The sequence below is a fragment of the Streptomyces sp. NRRL B-24484 genome, assembly GCF_000717715.1.
GTDB lineage: Bacteria > Actinomycetota > Actinomycetes > Streptomycetales > Streptomycetaceae > Kitasatospora.
In genome coordinates, this window is sequence record NZ_JOAI01000051.1 from 29,449 (window position 1) to 47,374 (window position 17,926).

Consider the following 17,926-nt stretch of genomic DNA (forward strand, 5'->3'; position numbering starts at 1 on the left):
CACTCAACCACGGACGCGCCGGCCGGCCGGGTCAGCGCGTGTGCGTGCCGCGGGCGCGGTTGCGGCGGCGCAGCACGGCCATCGCGGCACCGGAGAGCACGAACGCCGTGCCGACGGCGGCGATCAGGCCCGTGGAGCGGTCGGTGCCGGTCTGGGCGAGCTGCTGTCCGGCCGGGACGGCGTCGGTACCGGCGGGCGTCCCGGAGGCGGCCGGGGTGCCGGAGGTGCCGGGAGTGCCCTGTCCGGCGCCGGTGGGGGCACCGGTCGCCGCGGCGGGCACGGCAGCCGGGGTGCCGGCGCCCGTGCCGGTGCCGGTTCCCTTGCCGGGACCGGTGGTGACGGGGGCGGGGGCGGAGTCGTGGACGTGCGGGGTGCCGCTGCCCGAGGGCGGGACCGGGGCGGTGCCGGCGGTCCTGCCGCTGCCGTCGAAGACCACGTCGGAGCAGGAGTAGAACGCCTCCGGGCTGTCCGAGCGCTGCCAGATCGCGTAGATCAGCTGGCGGCCCTTCAGCCCCGCCGGGACCTTGCCGGGGAGCACGTACTGGCCGTCGACCAGCTGCGGGTCGGTCACGGTCAGGAACGGCGTGGACTGCAGGTTCGACCAGGCGAGCGGCTTCGCCGGGTCGTACGTGCCGTTGGTGACGTACAGCCGGAAGGTGCCGCGGTGCGGCGCGGTCGCCCGGTACCGGAAGGTGAACGGGGCGCCGGCCGTCAGGTTGGTGGCCGGCCAGTCCGCGCGCGGCAGGTCCAGGCCGGTGAACTCGGCGTTGTTGGCGCTGCACAGCTTGCCGTCCGGGATCAGCTGCTGGTGGCGGCCGTTGGCGTCACCGATCCGCACACCGTTCCAGTCGTACAGCGCCTGGGTGCCGCCGCGGGCGACCACCGCCGCGCAGGCCGCCGACTTCGGGTGCTCCGGGCCCTCCAGGTAGCAGCCCTCGACGCGGCTCAGCGGGTTCTGCATCGAGCCGTGCGCGGCGGCCGTGCCGGTGCCGAGCGTGCCGGACAGGGCCAGGCCGGCGAGGGCGCCGGCGAGGACGGTGACCCGGCGGCGGGCGGAGGGACGAGCGGACATGGCGGCGCTCCAGGATCGAGGGTGAGGGACGCTGTGCCAGCACGCTAACCACTGCCGACGGGCGGATTGACGGGTGATCAGTGCTGTTATGGGGTCTTTAAGGCCTTCTTGAGGCGGCGGGGGCGGGGGCTGCTGCCCGCCCTGGGGCCGGTCGACGGGTGCCGTTCCGGTGCCGGCCGGCCGGGCCGGGGCGGGCCGCGGTGGGTTGCAGCGGAGTCCGCCGGTCGGGACGTACTCCCGTCGGGCAGGCGTGCGGATTAGGCTGGTCGCGTTGGGGCAGCCAGTAGGACCCCCACACGTCGCGGAGGGCCGGCAACGGGCACCGGGCGCGAGGGGTGCAGTTCCGTACGACCACCGCACGACCTCGGGAGACACGCACGTGGCAGACCGCAAGCCCATCGAGTCCTGGCTGACCGACATGGACGGCGTCCTCATCCATGAGGGCACGCCGATCCCCGGCGCGGAGGAGTTCCTCCGCCGCCTCCGGGAGTCCGGCAAGCCGTTCCTGGTGCTCACCAACAACTCCATCTACACCCCGCGCGACCTCAGCGCCCGCCTCGCCGGCATGGGCCTGGAGGTGCCGGAGGAGTGCATCTGGACCTCCGCCCTCGCCACCGCCAAGTTCCTCAAGAGCCAGCGGCCCGGCGGCACCGCGTACGTGATCGGCGAGGCAGGCCTCACCACCGCGCTCTACCAGGCCGGCTACGTGCTGACCGACAAGGACCCGGACTACGTGGTGCTCGGCGAGACCCGCACCTACAGCTTCGAGGCGCTCACCAAGGCGATCCGCCTGATCAACGGCGGGGCCCGGTTCATCTGCACCAACCCGGACGAGACCGGCCCGTCCACCGAGGGCGTGCTGCCGGCCACCGGCTCCGTCGCCGCGCTCATCACCAAGGCGACCGGTGTCGAGCCCTACTTCGTCGGCAAGCCGAACCCGCTGATGATGCGTGAGGCGCTCAACACCGCCGGGGCGCACTCGGAGACCGCCGCGATGATCGGCGACCGGATGGACACCGACGTGGTCTCCGGCATGGAGGCCGGCATGGAGACGATCCTCGTGCTGACCGGCCTCACCTCGCCGGCCGACGTCGAGCGGTTCCCCTACCGCCCGACGCGCGTCGTGAAGTCGATCGCCGACCTGATCGACGAGATCTGACCGCCGGGAACGGCCGCACCGCCCCCACCAGCGGGTTACCGCAGGTGGGGGCGGTGTTCGTCTGCTTCCCGGGTGCCGGTCGGCCGCACGCGGGGACCTGCTAGCGCTCGCAGGCGACCCCGTCGCCGTCGCGGTCGAGCCCCGAGCGGTAACCGGGCTCTCCGCGGTGGAGCGGGGCAGCACCGGCGGCCTTCACCGCGTCGCAGTTCTTGTAGTAGACGGACGCCGGCCGGGTGGTGCGCTCGGGTTCGGGGGCGGCCGGTTCGGTCGTGGGCACCACGGCGGGCGCTTCGGTCTCCTGGACCGGCGGTGCGGTCTGCGTGGGTGTCGGCGTGGGTGTGGGTGTCGGTGTCGGTGTCTCAGGTACCGCCGTGGGCGACGGGGTGGCCGTGGGGCTGGGGACGGGACTCGGGCTCGCGCTCGGCGTCGGGCTGGCGGCAGCCGGGGGCCCGGTGGCCGCAGGGGGTCCGGCGGGACCGCCCTCCTTGCTCGGGCCGACGATCGCCCCCAGCCAGAAGAGGGACATGAACAGGCACCACACGGTCAGCAGGACCTTCACGGCGCTGTGCAGGCGACGCGAGCGCCAGGTCATCACGGCCGCGACCGGCGGCAGGAAGACCAGCAGGAGTATGCGCACCAGCCGGTTTGCTCCGGTTCGTGGAGCCGGGTGGCCTGGGGGCACGCTGTACGGGTTCACGGGCGCGATCCTCGTTCTGCTGCGGAGGTGGGTGCGCGAATCATTGCGCACCTGCGGGGCGCGGTAGTTGAGTGCCGCGGTGTCGTTATCAAACGGCGACGGGCGCCGGCTGAACCGCCGTCCGATGCCCGCCGGGGCCGGCGTGCAGCGCCGGTGCCGCCCGCTCCGCCGCAGGCCACCGTGGTGCGCGTCCGTGCCGTCGTAGGGTGCGTGGCGCAGGGGACGGACCGGCGACGTCCGGGCCGGATCCGGTGGCCGTGCTGCTGCCACGGGCGGGCCGCGTCGGGCCGGTGCGGTGGCGGGGGCTTCGTTCGAATCGAGGGGGAACAGTGGAACGGGCAGCAGGAGTGGCAGGAGTGGGAAGACCGCGGACGGAACCGGGAGACGCGGTCGGTCCGGGGCTGACGGGGGCGGTCGTCGAGGTGGTGGACGTCCCGGCGGTGCCGGGCGGGGCGGAGACGCCCGGGGGTGCGGACGAGAAGCGGGTGACCTGGGCGGAGCTCTACTTCGACCTGGTCTTCGTCTTCGCCGTCACGCAGGTGTCCCAGCTGCTGCACCACCACCACGACTGGGCGGGCGTGGGCCGGGCGCTGGTGGCCTTCGCGCCGGTCTACTGGTGCTGGGTCGGGACCACCGTGCAGGCCAACGTCCGGGACGTCGACACCCCGCGCGACCGGGTCGGGATCTTCGGGGTCGGCCTCTGCGGACTGTTCATGGCCCTGGCGCTGCCCGGCGCCTACGGGAGCCGGGGGCTGCTCTTCGGCGCCGGCTACTGGGCCGCCCGGCTGGTCCTGCTGTGGCTGGTCCGCGGCATCCGCCGGGTCTGGATCGGCCCGTACGGCGTCGGGGCCGCCGTCAGCGGCCCGCTGATGCTCCTCGGCGGCACCGTGGACGGCCCCGCCAGGACCGTACTGTGGGCCGCCGGCGCGTGCTGCGACCTGGCCGCGCCGCTGGTGTTCCGCCGACGCCTGGCCGGCGTGACCTACCACCCCGGGCACCTGCCCGAGCGGTTCGGGCTGTTCCTGCTCGTGGCCCTCGGCGAGTCCATCGTGGGCATCGGCGGACCGGTCGCCGGCTCTGACCTGCACACCGGCCAACTGCTTTCGGTGGCCGTCGCCTTCGTGATCTCCTGCGCGCTGTGGTGGCTGTACTTCGGCTTCGCCTCGGACGCCATGCGGTTCGCCGTGGAGACGGCCGCCTCCCGCCGCGACATGATCCGCCGCGTGTTCTCGTACGGCCACCTGCTGCTGATCGCCGGTGTCATCGCGGTCGCGGTCGGCTTCGGCGAGACCGTCGCCGAACCGGGCAGCGCCCTCGGCCTCGGCACCGTCGCCCTGCTGTACGGCGGCTGCGTGCTCTACCTGCTCTCCTTCAGCTACACGCGGTGGATGATGTTCGGCAAGGTCTCGCCGACCCGGCTGGCGGCCGCCGGCCTCGTCCTCCTCCTGCTGCCGCTGATGCCCGACCTGCCGGCCTTTGCCGCCCTGACCGCACTGGCGGCCGTGCTCGTCGGCCTCAACGCGGTCGAGCACCTGCGGGTGCGCCGGGCCCGCACCCGGACGGACACCGGGCCGGACGCCGACGCGGGTCCGGCGGCCTAGCATTCCGCGGCGAGACCGGTGCGGATTCCGGGCGGATCCACCGGGGATCCGGCGCGGAGGCGGGCGGGCGGCGCGGGCTGTCGGTCCGGGTGTGTAGCGTTCAGGGTCGTAGGAAGTCGTACGTCGGAGGCGACCGCTGCGCAGTGCGGCGCGGTCGGTGGGAGGTTAGTCGTGACGGATCTGGCTGAGGCGGCCGTGGACGCCGGTTTCGAGCTGCCCGAGTCCTGGCAGGACGTGCTCGCGGACGAGGTCGGCAAGCCGTACTTCGCCCAGCTGGCCGCCTTCGTGGCCGGCGAGCGCGCCGAGCACCAGGTCTTCCCGCCGAGCGGGCAGGAGTTCTCGGCGCTGGAGGCGACCCCCTACGACAAGGTCCGGGTGCTGGTTCTCGGTCAGGACCCGTACCACGACGACGGCCAGGCCCACGGCATGAGCTTCTCCGTCCTGCCGGGCACCAAGACCCCGCCGTCGCTGCGCAACATCTTCAAGGAGCTGGACGCCGACCTCGGCATCCCCGCCCCCGACAACGGGTACCTGATGCACTGGGCCGAGCAGGGCGTCCTGCTGCTCAACGCGGTGCTGACGGTGCGTGCGCACGAGGCCAACTCGCACAAGGCCAAGGGCTGGGAGAAGTTCACCGACGCGGTGATCAAGGCCGTCAGCGAGCGCGAGGAGCCCTGCGTCTTCGTGCTGTGGGGCAACTACGCGAAGAAGAAGCTGCCGCTGATCGACACCACCCGCCACGTCGTCGTGCAGGGCGCCCACCCGTCGCCGCTGTCCGCGAAGCTCTTCTTCGGCAGCAAGCCGTTCTCCCAGATCGACGCGGCCCTGGAGGGCTTCGGCGCCGAGGCGATCGACTGGAAGATCCCGAACCTGAACGACTGACCGACCGGCTGAACGACCGACCGGGGTACGGGACGGCCGGCCGCGCGCTGTGAGGGCAGCGAGCGGCCGGCCTTCCGCGTCTTCGGGAGGCTCAGGCCGGGACGGCCGGGACGGCGGGGGCGTCGGCCGGGGTGCCGGAGTCGGAGAGGGCGTTGGCGTCGGTCGGGGCGTCGGCCGATAGCCCGGGGGAGAGGCGCAGCGGGGGTTCGGTGGCGGCGCGGACCTCCTCGACCGTGCGGCCGGGAGCCACCTCCACGAGCACGAGGCCGTCCGGGGTGACGTCGAGCACGGCGAGGTCGGTGACGATCCGGTGCACCACGCCCCGCCCGGTGGCCGGGAGCGACAGCTCGTCGACGATCTTCGGTGAGCCGTCCTTGGCGGTGTGCTCCATCACCACGATCAGTCGGCGCGCACCGTGGACGAGGTCCATGGCCCCGCCCATGCCCTTGACCATCTTGCCGGGGATCATCCAGTTCGCCAGGTCGCCCGAGGCGGACACCTGCATCGCACCGAGCACGGACACGTCGATCCGGCCCGCCCGGATCATGCCGAACGAGAAGGCCGAGTCGAAGTAGGAGGCGCCGGCCTCCACCGTCACCGTCTCCTTGCCCGCGTTGATCAGGTCGGGGTGCTCGGTGCCCGCCTGCGGGTACGGGCCCACGCCGAGGATCCCGTTCTCCGAGTGCAGGACGACGTGCACACCGGGAGGCAGGTGATTGGGGATCAGGGTCGGCAGGCCGATCCCGAGGTTCACGTACTGGCCGTCGCGCAGTTCCCGGGCGGCCCGGGCCGCCAGCACGTCCCGGGGGTCGGGTCCGGCCGCGGGAGCGAGCAGTGCCGCGTCCGCGGACGTGGACGTGGACGTGGACCGGTTCGGGGCCGGGGGCTGCGGCGGGAGCGGCGGCAGCGGCGGGGTCTGCCGGGGCAGGTCGTGCGGAGCGGGCATGGTCAGGCCTCCTGGGCGCTCGGGCGGACGGTGCGGCGCTCGATGCGGCGGTCCGCGGGATCGGCGGCGACGACCCGGTCGACGTAGACACCGGGCAGGTGCACGGCGTCCGGCGGGAGCTCGCCCGGTTCGACGATCAGATCGGCCTCGACCACCGTGACCCGTCCGGCGGTGGCGCACAGCGGATTGAAGTTGCGGGCGGCCGCGTGGAAGACGCAGTTGCCGTGACGGTCGGCGACCTCGGCCCGGACCAGCGCGAAGTCCGCCGTGATGGCCTCCTCCAGCAGGTAGCGCCGCCCCGCGAACTCGCGGACCTCCTTCGCGGGCGAGGCGAGCGCCACCGAACCGTCGACGGCGTACCGCCAGGGCAGACCCCCCTCCTCGACCTGGGTGCCCACGCCCGCCGGCGTGTAGAAGGCGGGAATGCCGGCGCCCCCGGCGCGCAACCGCTCGGCCAGCGTGCCCTGCGGGGTCAGCTCGACCTCCAACTCGCCGCTCAGGTACTGCCGAGCGAACTCCTTGTTCTCGCCGACGTACGAGGACGTCATCCGGGCGATCCGGCCCGCGCGCAGCAGCAGGCCGAGGCCCCAGTCGTCGACGCCGCAGTTGTTGGAGACGACGCGCAGCCCGGAGGTGCCCGCCGCCGCGAGCGCGCCCAGCAGCGTGCTCGGGATGCCGCAGAGGCCGAACCCGCCGACCGCGAGGGTCGCTCCGTCCGGGATGTCCTCGACGGCGCGGTCGGGGGAGTCAAGGACCTTGTCCAAGGGGTCACCTCACTGAGGGCGGGGGCGTGGGAGCTGCGGCCCGACGGCCCGACGGCCCGACGGCCCGACGGCCCGACGGCCCGACGGTCCAACGGCCGTGCAGGCGTGGGGCCGTGCGGCCGGGGCGGTCGGCTGCGAGCCGTTCCTCGGGCCGTTGTGTGCTTCCGGCCGGCGTCGGGCCTGGTCGGGCCACTCCACCCTCGTTGCGGGAGGCGGCCGGAGCCATGGCGGTACCCGACATCCGGTGCGCTCCGCCCATGGCGCCGCGCCACACGGGTCGCCCTCCGGCGCACCGACATGGCTGAGGGCCACACAGCGGGCGCGGTCGGTGCGTCGTCCGGCCATATGTCCTCGGCCCGGTCGCGCTCCTACGGTTCCGGCATCCACCCCCGCAGCGATCCCCAGGAGCCGGCCGCCATGCGCAACACAGGAGTTCCCCGCGTCAGATCCACCGGTGCGGCCCCGGCCGTGTCCACGCCTGCGTCCCCGACCGCGTCCACGATCGCGTCTGGCCCGGGTGTCGCCGGGACCGGAGCCTCGCGCCGCATCGGGCGCCGGATCGCCGTCCTGGCGGCCTGCAGTGTGCTGGCGGTCGGGTGCGCCAAGGCCGGGACGGCGGGGACGGACGCCGCGGGTGCGAGCGGTGGGGCGTCGAGCCCGGTCAAGGTCGGCCTGCTCTACTCCAAGACGGGCCCGCTCGCCGCGTACGGCAAGCAGTACCTGGAGGGCTTCAAGGCGGGCCTCGACTACGCGACCAAGGGCACCGGCGCGGTGGACGGGCACCCGATCGAGTTCGTCGAGCAGGACGACGCCGGCGATCCCGCCAAGGCCGTGTCGGGCGCCAAGGAACTGATCGGCAAGGGCTACAAGATCCTCGCCGGCTCCACCGCCTCCGGCGTGGCCCTGCAGGTGGCGCCGTTCGCAGCGCAGAACAAGGTGCTCTTCATCAGCGGCCCGGCCGCCGCCGACAAGGTCACCGCGCTCAACAAGTACACCTTCCGCTCCGGCCGCCAGTCCTACCAGGACACCCTGACCGCGGCCTCGTTCGTGGGCGACGCCAAGGGCAAGAAGGTGACGGTACTCGCACAGGACAGCGCCTTCGGGCAGGCCAACGTGGCCGCCGTCAAGGCCGTGCTCGGCAAGGAGGGCGCCACGGTCGACGCCGTCCTCGCACCGCCCAGCGCGACCGACCTGACGCCGTTCGCCACCCAGGCCAAGGCCGCCAAGCCCGACCTGCTGTACGTGGCCTGGGCCGGCGAGACCGCCTCCGCCCTGTGGACCTCGCTCAACCAGCAGGACGTCTTCTCCGCCACCCGCGTGGTCACCGGCCTCGACCTCGCCGCCTCGTACCCCCTCTTCGGTCCGGCGGGAGAGAAGATCTCCTTCCTGAACCACTACTTCGGCGGCGCGGCCGGGACGGACGTCGAGAAGGCGATGACCGAGGCCGTCGCCAAGGGCGGCAGCAAGCCGGACATCTTCACCCCCGACGGTTTCACCGCCGCCCAGATGGTGGTGCACGCCCTTGAGGCCAACAAGGGTTCCGCCGATGACACCGCAGCCCTGGTGAAGTCGCTGGAGGGCTGGAGCTTCGACGGTGTGAAGGGGCACCTCACCGTCCGTGCCGAGGACCACGCCCTGCTGCAGCCGATGTTCCAGGTGCGCCTGACCGGCACCGGTGCCGCCGCCAAGCCCACCGTGGAGAAGGTGCTCCCCGCCGAGCAGGTCGCCCCGCCCGTCCTCGCCATGGTGGGCTGACCGTGAGGCAGCCATCCGCGGCGGGACCCGGCCCGCGGCAGCCCGCTGCTGCCGGACCGGCCGGCCCCACCGGTGAGGCCCGCGGGGCCGGACCGGGCGGGGTTCCCGGGCCAGCCGACGTTCCCGGTACGGCCGGGGCTCCCGGTGAGGTCGGCGCCCGCCGACCCGTGGGCGGGAGTGCGGCTGCCGTGCGGACCCGCGAGCCGGTGCTCCGACTGACGGGGCTCGGCTGGTCGGTCCGCGGGGTGCCGATCGTCGAGGACGTGTCCTTCGCCGTGGGGGAGGGCGAGTTCGTCGCCTTCATCGGACCCAACGGTGCCGGGAAGACCTCCCTCTTCAACCTGATCTCCGGGATCTACCCGGCGAGCCACGGCACGCTGGAGCTGGACGGGGCGGACATCACGGCCCAGCCCGTGCACGCACGGGCCCGGCGCGGGATCGGACGGACATTCCAGACCTCCTCGCTGTGGGGTGGGACGACGGTCGCCGAGCACGTCCGGCTGGCCGCGCAGGCCGCGGCCGGCCCGGCCGCCTCGTACCGGTTCTGGAGCCGGGCCGACCGGTACTCGGCAGAGGTCGCCGAGACCCTGGAGCGGACCGACCTCGCGCACCGGGCCGACACCCTGGCGAACGCCCTCTCGCACGGTGAGAAGCGCAAGCTCGAACTGGCCGTGCTGCTGGTCGCCGAGCCCCGGCTGATCCTGCTCGACGAACCGATGGCCGGCGTCAGTGCGGAGGAGGTGCCCGCGCTCACCGAACTGATCCGCTCGGTGCACCGGGAGTCGGGCCGGACGGTGCTGATGGTGGAACACCACATGGACGTCCTGCTCGGCCTCGCCGACCGGCTCGCCGTGATGCACCACGGCTCACTTCTGGCATTGGACACGCCTGCCGTCGTGATGGCGGACGCCACCGTGCAGCAGGCCTACCTGGGTGAGGCGCTGTGACGGACGACTCCTCTCTGACACGGCATCGGGAAACGGCGGCGGACGGTCCGGCACCCGGCGCCGCAGCGCCGGAGCCGTTGCTCGCGTTGCGGGACCTGCGGGTGGTCATCGACGGTCTGCACATCCTGCACGGCGTCGACCTCGACGTCGCACCCACGGGCGTGACCGCCCTGCTCGGCCGCAACGGTGCGGGCAAGACCACCACGGCCAAGGCGATCATGGGCCTGGTGCCGCGGACGGGGAACCTCCTCTTCGACGGAGTCGAACTGGCCGGCCTGCCGACGCACCTGGTGGTCCGCCAGGGCATCGGCTACGCGCCGGAGGACCGCGGCATCTTCGCCGGCCTCACCGTTGCCGAGAACCTCCGGCTGGCCGAGCGCGACGCCGATCCCGCCTACGACCTGGTGCACGAGCTCTTCCCCGAGCTGCGGAAGCGCGCCCGACAGGCTGCCGGAACGCTCTCCGGCGGCCAGCAGCAGATGGTGGCGATCGGCCGCACCCTGCTCAACCGCAACCGGCTGATCATCGCCGACGAGCCCACCAAGGGCCTGGCGCCGAAGATCGTCTCGGAGGTCGCCGAGGTGCTGGCCCGGGCGGCGGAACGGGTGCCGATCCTGCTGGTCGAGCAGAACCTCGCCCTGGTGCGGCGGCTGGCCGGCCGCTGCACCGTCCTGGCGGACGGCCGGACCGTCCACCGGGGCGACACCGCCGACCTGCTGGCCGACGAGGAGGCCTCCCGCCGACTGCTCGGTGTCGGCAGCAGGCGCGCTTCTGTCGCCGACGTGCAGTCCGGGGCCGGGGAACCGGCCCGTCCCGTCGAATCCGCTACGGAGGTGACCTCCACATGAACACCGTCGTCCTCCTCGTCTGTACGGGTCTGGGTCTGGGCGCTCTCTACTTCCTGGTGGCCTCCGGGCTGTCGCTGATCTTCGGTCTGATGGACGTGCTCAACTTCGCCCACGGAGCCCTGCTGTCCGTGGGTGCCTACGCCGCCTGGTGGGCCTCCGCCGAGGCGGGCGCGGGCTTCTGGCCGGCCGTGCTGTTCGGCACCGTGACGGGTACCGCTGCCTCCGTTCTGCTCGAACTGGTCGTGATCAGGCCCCTCTACAGCCGTCCGCGTGACCAGATCCTGGCCACCGTCGGCGTCGGCCTGGCCCTGCCCGCCCTGATCATGGGCATCTGGGGCGCCGACGCGCGTCCCTTCCAACCGCCGGCCGCGCTGGCCGGCACCGTCTCCCTGCTGGGTGCGGTCGTTCCCGTCAACCGCTTCGTCCTGATGGGCGCCGCCCTCGTGGTGCTGGTGCTGCTGCGCCTCTTCCTGAGCCGTACCCGGTACGGCCTCGTCGTCCGGGCCGGGGTCGAGGACCGCGCCATGGTCACGGCCCTCGGTATCGACGTGCGTCGCGCGTTCACCCTGGTCTTCGCCATCGGCGGAGCCGCCGCCGCACTCGGCGGCGCGCTCGCCGGCCTCTACTTCGGTTCGGTCAACCCCGGCCAGGGCACCGGTCTCCTGATCTTCGCCTTCGTCGTGGTCGTCATGGGCGGCATGGGCTCGGTCACCGGCGCCGCCGTCGCATCGGCCGCAGTGGGCCTGGTGCAGCAGTTCGCCAACTACTACACCGCTGCAGGGCTGGGCGATCTCTCCGTCGTCGTACTCCTCGCCGTACTGCTCCTCGTACGGCCCCGCGGACTCACCGGGAGGCTCGCGTGACCGCCAACAACTCGATCACGGGCACCGACGGCCCGACGGGCATCACATTCCTGCCGCCCGGCAGTTCTCCTGACGGAGATTCTGGAACAGCAGCAGGCGGGCGCACCATCCCTCGAACAGGTGAATCATTCGGTGACGGCTCGACTACGCTCCGTCGAGCGCTACGCTGGTGGCCGATCGCCCTGCTGATCCTGTTCCTTGTCGCCCCATACAGTGCGCTCCCCGTTCCCGGGCTCCTCGACGGGCCGCTCGGCAGCCCCGGAAGCCTCCAACTGATCGCCCTGTGCCTGCTCTACGGGGCCCTCGCCACCGGCTACGACCTGCTCCTCGGCCGGACGGGCCTGCTCTCCTTCGGCCACGCCCTCTACTTCGCTGCGGGTCTCTACTGCACCGACCTCGCCATGCTCGAACTCCGCCTCCCCCTTTTGCCGGCCGCCGCCGCCGGCATCGCCTGCGCCACGCTGCTCGCCCTGCTGCTGGGCGCCGTCAGCCTCAGGGTCACCGGCATCGGCTTCTCCATGGTCACCCTCGCCTTCGCCCAGGCCGGGGCGATCCTCGTCCAGCGCAACCCCGGCGGTCTCACCGGCGGCGAGGAGGGGCGCGCCGCCCCGGCCGACCTCCTGCCGCCCTCGCTGGTCGGCATCGGCAACACCGCCAACCTCTACTGGATCGCGCTGGGGTACCTGGTCCTCACTCTCGCGATCGTCCACCGCACCGTCGGCTCGCCGATCGGCCGGGTCTGGGCCGGCATCAGGGAGAACGAGCGACGCGTCGAGGTCCTCGGTCTCCGGCCGTACGGCTACAAGCTGGTCGCGTTCGTCGTGGCCGGAGCCCTGGCCGGCGCCGGCGGAGTCGTCTACCTGCTGCTCACCGGCGGCGCGACCCCGCAGACCGCGAGCTCCGACGCCACCCTCGCCCTGCTGGTGATGGTCGTGCTCGGCGGATCCGGCACGCGCTGGGGGCCGCTGCTCGGCGGCGTCCTCTACACCTGGGCCGGCCACCGCCTCGGCGACCTCGCCAACTCGTCCGCCGTCGCCGACCTGCCCGCCGCGCTGCGCGTCCCGCTCTCCCAGCCGCTCTTCCTGCTCGGGGCCCTGTTCGTCGTGGTGGTCTACCTCCTGCCGGGCGGCCTGGCTAGACTGCCGGCCCGTCTGCGTGCCGCCCGTGCCGGCTCGGCGGTGCCTGCTCGAATCCGTGGAAATGAGGCAGCGTGAGCATCTCCGGAGGACCCGTGCACGACGAACTGTCCGTCCCCGTGCCCGGTGGGGACCTGGCCGTCCTGCGCTGGCCGGCCCGGGTGCCGGACGCACCCACGGTGGTCGCCGTCCACGGCATCACCGCCAATGCCCTGGCCTGGGGCGAGATCGCCGACCGGCTGGCCGGTCGCGTCACCCTGGTCGCGCCCGACCTCCGCGGCCGGGCGGACAGCCGTGCGGTCGACGGCCCGTTCGGCCTCGCCCGCCACGCGGACGACGTGGCGGAGGTCGTCCGCACCCTCGGCCTCGGCCCCGTCCAGCTGGTGGGTCACTCGATGGGGGCGTGGGTCTGCGCCCTGACCGCCGTGCGCCACCCCGGGTCGGTGAGCCGGGTGCTGCTGGTCGACGGGGCCGTGAGCTTCCCGCTCCCGGCCGGGGTCCACGAGGACGACGCGCTGGCAGCCGTGCTCGGCCCCGCCCTCGCCCGGCTGTCCATGACCTTCCCGGACCGGCAGGCCTACCGGGAGTTCTGGCAGGCCCACCCCGCCTTCGGCGACGGCTGGTCCGCGCGCATGGACGCCTACACCCAGCGCGACCTGGTCGGCACGGAGCCCGAACTCCGCTCCTCCTGCGTCCCCGAGGCCATCCGGCAGGACGGCCGCGAGGTCCTGCTGGACAAGGAGGCCGCGGCCGCCGTCCACCAGCTGCCCTGCCCGGCCGAGCTGCTCTGGGCCGAACGCGGGCTGCTCGACGAGCCGCAGGGGCTCTACGACGCCGGCCGCCTCGGGGCGGCCGGCCTGGACGAGGGCCGTGTCCCGGCCACTCCCGTCCCCGGCACCAACCACTACTCGATCATCGGCGGGGTGGACGGTGCCGATGCCGTGATCGACCGGCTGCTGCGCGGCGCCGCAGCCGGCTGACCGTCGCAGCCTGCTGACCGCTGAAGCAGGCCCACACGACGAGCCAGGACCGCACAACGAAGCAGGCCGACCCGCCGAAGCCGGTCGGTGGCCCGGAGCCGTCGGGGACGGCCCGGGCCCGCATCGGCCGGCACCGGCCCGCCAACCGGTCAGACTGATCGGCTGGTCGGCAATCGGCCGGCCGACCGGCCGAGGAGGCGGGCCGGATCAGCCCGCCGTCCCGAGGAAGCTGCCCCAACCGCCCGTCGGCGCCTTGCCGACGTTCAGGGTGCGGAGCTTCCGCAGCGTCGACTGGTCCTGGACCTCCAGCCACTCGACCAGTTGTCGGAAGGAGACCAGCCGGACGTCCGGCTTGCCGGCGATCTCCTTGATGGTGTCCTCGACGGCGTTCATGTAGATGCCGCCGTTCCACTGCTCGAAGTGGTTGCCGATGAACAGCGGCGCCCGGTTGGTGGTGTAGGCCCGGTTGAAGCCCGCCACGTAGGCGTCCTTCGCCTGCGCCTGCCACTCCGCGTGCTTGGACGGGTCGCCCTTGGTCGAGCCGTGCGACTGGTTGGCGAGGATGTTGTAGTCCATGGAGAGCACCTGGAAGCTGTGCCCGGGGAACGGGAGGCCCTGGAGCGGGAAGTCCCAGATCTTGCCGTCCTGGACCTTCTGCGGCCAGATCTGCAGGCCGCCGGGCGAGCTCGCGTCGTACTTCCAGCCCAGCTTCGCCGCGGTCGGCAGCAGGCCCTTCTGGCCCTGGAGGCAGGGGGTGCGGCCGCCGATGAGCTCCTTCTTGTAGTCGAAGGGCAGCGGATCGACGTCGGTGAAGCCGGTGTTGGTCTTCCACTGGGTGACGAACGACACGGCCTGCTCGATCTCGTGCTCCCAGTCCTCCGGGGTCCACTTGTTCACGGCGTTGCCGTCGTCGGGCTGCCGCGCGCAGAAGTGGCCGTTGAAGTGGGTGCCGATCTCGTGGCCGGCCAGCCAGGCCTGGCTGATCAGCTTGATGGTGTTGCGGACGGCGTTCGCGGAGAGGAACGGGATGTCCGAGGCGCCCACGGGGTGGCGCGGCGGGTGGTAGAGGCTCGACTTCTCCTTCGGCACGGTGTAGATGCCGGAGAGGAAGAAGGTCATCGAGGCCTTGTGCTCCTCCGCGATCTTCAGGAACCGGCTGAACTGGCCGTCGTCCGTGGCGCCGGCACCGTCCCAGGAGAACACCACGAACTGCGGCGGCTGCTCACCGGGCTTGAGCTTCTCGGGCTTGGGCTGGTTCGGCTGGGCGCCGGTGTCCGACGTCGAGCCGTCTCCGATGGGCGTGCCCTTGACGGGCTTGGCCGTCGAGGTGCTGGCGGCCCCGTCCCCCGAACCGTTGCCGGGGCCCGAGGCCTTGCCGTTCGACCCGCCGTTGCTGGAACAGGCGGCGACAGCACTGAGTGCCGCGGTGGCCGCCCCTGCACTCAGCACAGTCCTGCGCGAGATGCTGCTCATGGTCTCCCCTACCCGCGTGGTGCCCGCACCCAGCAGACGTCCGGACACCTGAGAGGCATCCGGACGGCGCCGACATAATCGGACAATTGATCTGTATTCCTGCTCAAGGATGTCATGCGCGCGTGGGCCGGTACAGCGCGCCTCCCCACCCCCACCCCACCACGCAGGTCATACCCGCGGCGGCTCCACCACCGACCGTACTGTTGCGGTCCTGAGACAGATCGTCGGGCGTGCGGGCAACCGCCGCGCCCCCCGGCATGCGGCGGGCGCCTCCTGCGCGCCCTCGGAGCGCGATCCCTGGGCGGAGAGCGGCCGACGGGCCGACGCGGGGTCAGGCAGTCTCCGTGCGGCCGCCCCGGCGGGCGCGGCCGGAGACCCGGACGGTCAGCAGGCCGCCGCGGCCCGGCGCCGGCGGCGGACGACCCGGGCGATGCTGCCGCTGATCAGCGTCGCGGCCGCGCACGACACGACCAGGCTCAGCCAGGCGGTGTCGAACCAGTGACTGTTGAGCCAGCCCAGGCTGACGATGTACGCGGCCCACACCACGGCCGCCAGGGCGGACCAGCGGAGGAAGATCCGCGACGAGGCGGGCGAATGCCCGACGGCCAGGTCGAGGACGGTGCGGCCGGCCGGGACGAACCGGGCGACGATCACGATGACCGCCGCGGCCCGACTGGTGCGCTGCGCCAGGCTGGCCTGCATCCGCTCGACGCTCGTCGCCAGCTCGGGGCGCCGTGCCAGGCGCCGCCGTACGGCCGGAGCGCCGCGCCGGGCCAGGTTCAGCAACAGGAGATCGCCGAGGAAGGAGGCCACGGCCACACCGAGACCGAGCAGCAGGGGTGCGCCCTTGACCTCGGAGGTGCGGAGCACGGCGAGGATCACCAGCGTCCCGCTCGGAAGGAAGGGGAGGAAGGCGTCACCGAGCACGGCGCACAGCGCCAGCGCGCAGATCCATGACGGGCCGAGTACGGCTGCGGCGTCCAAGGTCGAACTCCCTCCAGACCGCCCGGGAGAGAGCAGTGCTGCAGGGAGTAACGCTAGCGAGTCGAACTTTCATGCCATGAAGCACCCCCCGTGTGGCGCGGCTCACGGCCCGTCCCCGGCCGGCCCCGGAACCACCGTGGAGCCGCCGCGGACCCGGTCGCCCCGACCGGGCGGAACATGGCACGAGCCCCCGGAGCGGGGTGCCGCTCCGGGGGCTCGCGGGGACCGCCGGTGCTGGTCCAGCCCGGTGGTCTTCGTCAGGAGTGCGGTGATGCATGCACCGCACTGATGAGTAACTTTGCCCGATCCCAGTTCCTGACGCGACATCAGGAACTGGCGACTTCCCGCGCTGGCATGAAGTCGCCAACCGCCCTCGCCCGGGGCCTCGCCCGGAGCCTCGCCCGGGGCTCGCCCGGCCCTGGACCGGTCGGAGGGCCGGGGAAACCGGTTCGCGAACGAGGGAACAGGCCCGCCCGGATCCGGGTTGTCCCCCGTCGTCGGTCGTCCGACCGGCGACCGAGGACCCGCAGCGACCAGGAGGACGGGCGGCATGAGCGGCGAGCACACAGGCGGAACGCAGCACCACACGGAGACGGCGGCATCCGCCACCGACCGCGCACCCGCCACCGACCGCGCACCCGCCACCGACCGCGCATCCGCCACCGACAGCGTCCCCGCCGACGACCCCGTCCGTGGACGTGCCCGCGGATCCGCGCCCGCCCCACTCTCCATCCTCGACCTGGCCACCGTCGGCGCCGGCTACTCGCCGGCCGACGCCCTCGCCGCCACCACCGAACTGGCGCGGGCTGCCGAGGACTGGGGGTACCACCGCTTCTGGGTCGCGGAGCACCACGGCATGCCCGGGGTCGCCAGCTCGAACCCCGCGGTGCTGCTCGCCCACCTCGGCGCCCACACCCGCACCCTGCGGCTTGGCTCCGGCGGGGTGATGCTCCCCAACCACGCGCCGCTGACCGTCGCCGAGCAGTTCGGCCTGTTGGAGGCCCTGCACCCCGGCCGGATCGACCTCGGCCTCGGCCGGGCGCCCGGCACCGACCAGGCCACCGCCCGGGCCCTGCGCCGCGGGCTCGCCGACGGCGCCGACGACTTCCCCCAGCAGCTGGCCGAGCTCACCCACTTCCTCGACGGCGACTTCCCGGACGGCCACCCGTACGCCCGGCTGCAGGCCGTCCCGCAGAACGACGCCCGGCCGCCGATCTGGCTGCTCGGCTCCTCCGGCTTCAGCGCCCGCCTGGCCGGTCGCCTCGGCCTGCCCTTCGCCTTCGCCCACCACTTCAGCGCGTCCAACACCGTTCCGGCGCTGGACCTCTACCGCAGCACCTTCCGTCCGTCCGCCGTCCTGGACGAGCCCTATGCGCTGATCGGTGTCAGCGCCGTCGCCGCCGACCGGGAGGCCGAAGCACTGCGCCTGGCCCGCTCGGCCGGCCTCGCCATGCTCCGGCTCCGCCAGGGCCGCCCCGGGCTGATCCCCACCCCGGACGAGGCGGAGGCCCACCCCTACACCGAGATGGAGGCGGACTTCCTGACGAGCTGGCTCGGCAACGTCGTCCTCGGCACGCCCGGGCAGGTGGCCGACGGCCTGGAGGCCCTCCGCAAGCGGGTCGGCGCCGACGAACTCATGGTCACCTCGCACATCCACGGCCACACGGCCCGCCACCGTTCCTACGGCCTGATCGCCGAGGCGTACGGGCTGACCACCGCCGAGCCGACCACGCCGGCGCCCGGAGGCGGTCCCGCCCGCACGAGCCGCGCAGAGACCCCGGCCCGCTGAGCCCGGCCCGCTGATCCGGGCCCACTCGTT

At 73.1% G+C, this 17,926-nt stretch carries 16 protein-coding genes; 10 read left to right on the forward strand and 6 right to left on the reverse strand.

What is annotated here, in order from left to right:
- Positions 1–31: 31 nt before the first annotated feature.
- Complete coding sequence (locus tag IE98_RS0134635; protein WP_030275763.1) at positions 32–1,072, reverse strand: lytic polysaccharide monooxygenase auxiliary activity family 9 protein; 1,041 nt, start codon at positions 1,070–1,072, stop codon at positions 32–34.
- Between the two features lie 379 nt (positions 1,073–1,451).
- Here IE98_RS0134635 and IE98_RS0134640 point away from each other — a divergent pair, with 379 nt between their 5' ends.
- Positions 1,452–2,231, forward strand: coding sequence for an HAD-IIA family hydrolase (locus IE98_RS0134640; protein ID WP_030275764.1), 780 nt, complete (start codon positions 1,452–1,454; stop codon positions 2,229–2,231).
- 100 nt (positions 2,232–2,331) lie between these two features.
- Here IE98_RS0134640 and IE98_RS47160 read toward each other — a convergent pair whose 3' ends face one another.
- Positions 2,332–2,868 (reverse strand): excalibur calcium-binding domain-containing protein, encoded by a 537-nt coding sequence (locus IE98_RS47160; protein ID WP_234443790.1) that lies wholly within the window; start codon positions 2,866–2,868, stop codon positions 2,332–2,334.
- A 416-nt stretch (positions 2,869–3,284) separates the two neighbouring features.
- On the opposite strand from IE98_RS47160, the gene IE98_RS0134650 reads away from it, so the two are divergent.
- Together IE98_RS0134650 and IE98_RS0134655 are read left to right on the forward strand one after the other, a co-directional pair.
- On the forward strand, positions 3,285–4,529 hold the full coding sequence (locus IE98_RS0134650) for a low temperature requirement protein A (RefSeq protein WP_234443791.1): 1,245 nt from the start codon (positions 3,285–3,287) through the stop codon (positions 4,527–4,529).
- A gap of 171 nt (positions 4,530–4,700) precedes the next feature.
- Positions 4,701–5,411 carry a uracil-DNA glycosylase gene (locus IE98_RS0134655; RefSeq protein WP_078661529.1) on the forward strand — a complete coding sequence of 237 codons (711 nt, stop codon included), beginning with the start codon at positions 4,701–4,703 and terminating at the stop codon, positions 5,409–5,411.
- Between the two features lie 91 nt (positions 5,412–5,502).
- On the opposite strand, the gene IE98_RS0134660 is transcribed toward IE98_RS0134655, so the two are convergent.
- Both IE98_RS0134660 and IE98_RS0134665 read right to left on the reverse strand, forming a co-directional pair.
- A complete protein-coding gene (locus tag IE98_RS0134660) occupies positions 5,503–6,246 on the reverse strand; it encodes a CoA transferase subunit B (protein WP_234443797.1) in 744 nt (247 codons plus the stop codon).
- A 113-nt stretch (positions 6,247–6,359) separates the two neighbouring features.
- Complete coding sequence (locus IE98_RS0134665) at positions 6,360–7,121, reverse strand: CoA transferase subunit A (protein WP_030275769.1); 762 nt, start codon at positions 7,119–7,121, stop codon at positions 6,360–6,362.
- A gap of 546 nt (positions 7,122–7,667) precedes the next feature.
- On the opposite strand from IE98_RS0134665, the gene IE98_RS0134670 reads away from it, so the two are divergent.
- From IE98_RS0134670 to IE98_RS0134695, 6 genes are all read left to right on the forward strand, one after another.
- Entirely contained in the window at positions 7,668–8,876 is a 1,209-nt protein-coding gene (locus IE98_RS0134670; protein WP_030275770.1) for an ABC transporter substrate-binding protein, read from the forward strand.
- Positions 8,877–9,064: 188 nt separating this feature from the next.
- The gene (locus IE98_RS0134675) at positions 9,065–9,823 is read left to right on the forward strand and encodes an ABC transporter ATP-binding protein (RefSeq protein WP_234443792.1); all 759 of its coding nucleotides are present in this window, start codon (positions 9,065–9,067) and stop codon (positions 9,821–9,823) included.
- An 86-nt stretch (positions 9,824–9,909) separates the two neighbouring features.
- Complete coding sequence (locus tag IE98_RS0134680) at positions 9,910–10,671, forward strand: ABC transporter ATP-binding protein (protein WP_078661532.1); 762 nt, start codon at positions 9,910–9,912, stop codon at positions 10,669–10,671.
- Entirely contained in the window at positions 10,668–11,534 is an 867-nt protein-coding gene (locus IE98_RS0134685; protein WP_030275773.1) for a branched-chain amino acid ABC transporter permease, read from the forward strand. The genes IE98_RS0134680 and IE98_RS0134685 overlap by 4 nt, the downstream gene beginning before the upstream one ends.
- Before the next feature lie 107 nt (positions 11,535–11,641).
- Positions 11,642–12,748 (forward strand): branched-chain amino acid ABC transporter permease, encoded by a 1,107-nt coding sequence (locus IE98_RS0134690; protein WP_052391397.1) that lies wholly within the window; start codon positions 11,642–11,644, stop codon positions 12,746–12,748.
- Positions 12,745–13,650 carry an alpha/beta fold hydrolase gene (locus IE98_RS0134695; RefSeq protein ID WP_030275775.1) on the forward strand — a complete coding sequence of 302 codons (906 nt, stop codon included), beginning with the start codon at positions 12,745–12,747 and terminating at the stop codon, positions 13,648–13,650. Before IE98_RS0134690 ends, IE98_RS0134695 begins: the two co-directional genes overlap by 4 nt.
- A gap of 207 nt (positions 13,651–13,857) precedes the next feature.
- Here the strand turns inward: IE98_RS0134695 and IE98_RS0134700 are convergent, their stop codons facing one another.
- Both IE98_RS0134700 and IE98_RS0134705 read right to left on the reverse strand, forming a co-directional pair.
- Positions 13,858–15,123 carry a hypothetical protein gene (locus tag IE98_RS0134700; protein WP_030275776.1) on the reverse strand — a complete coding sequence of 422 codons (1,266 nt, stop codon included), beginning with the start codon at positions 15,121–15,123 and terminating at the stop codon, positions 13,858–13,860.
- 384 nt (positions 15,124–15,507) lie between these two features.
- A complete protein-coding gene (locus tag IE98_RS0134705; protein ID WP_030275777.1) occupies positions 15,508–16,107 on the reverse strand; it encodes a DedA family protein in 600 nt (199 codons plus the stop codon).
- 550 nt (positions 16,108–16,657) lie between these two features.
- On the opposite strand from IE98_RS0134705, the gene IE98_RS0134710 reads away from it, so the two are divergent.
- Complete coding sequence (locus IE98_RS0134710; protein ID WP_078661533.1) at positions 16,658–17,896, forward strand: LLM class flavin-dependent oxidoreductase; 1,239 nt, start codon at positions 16,658–16,660, stop codon at positions 17,894–17,896.
- Positions 17,897–17,926: the final 30 nt, after the last annotated feature.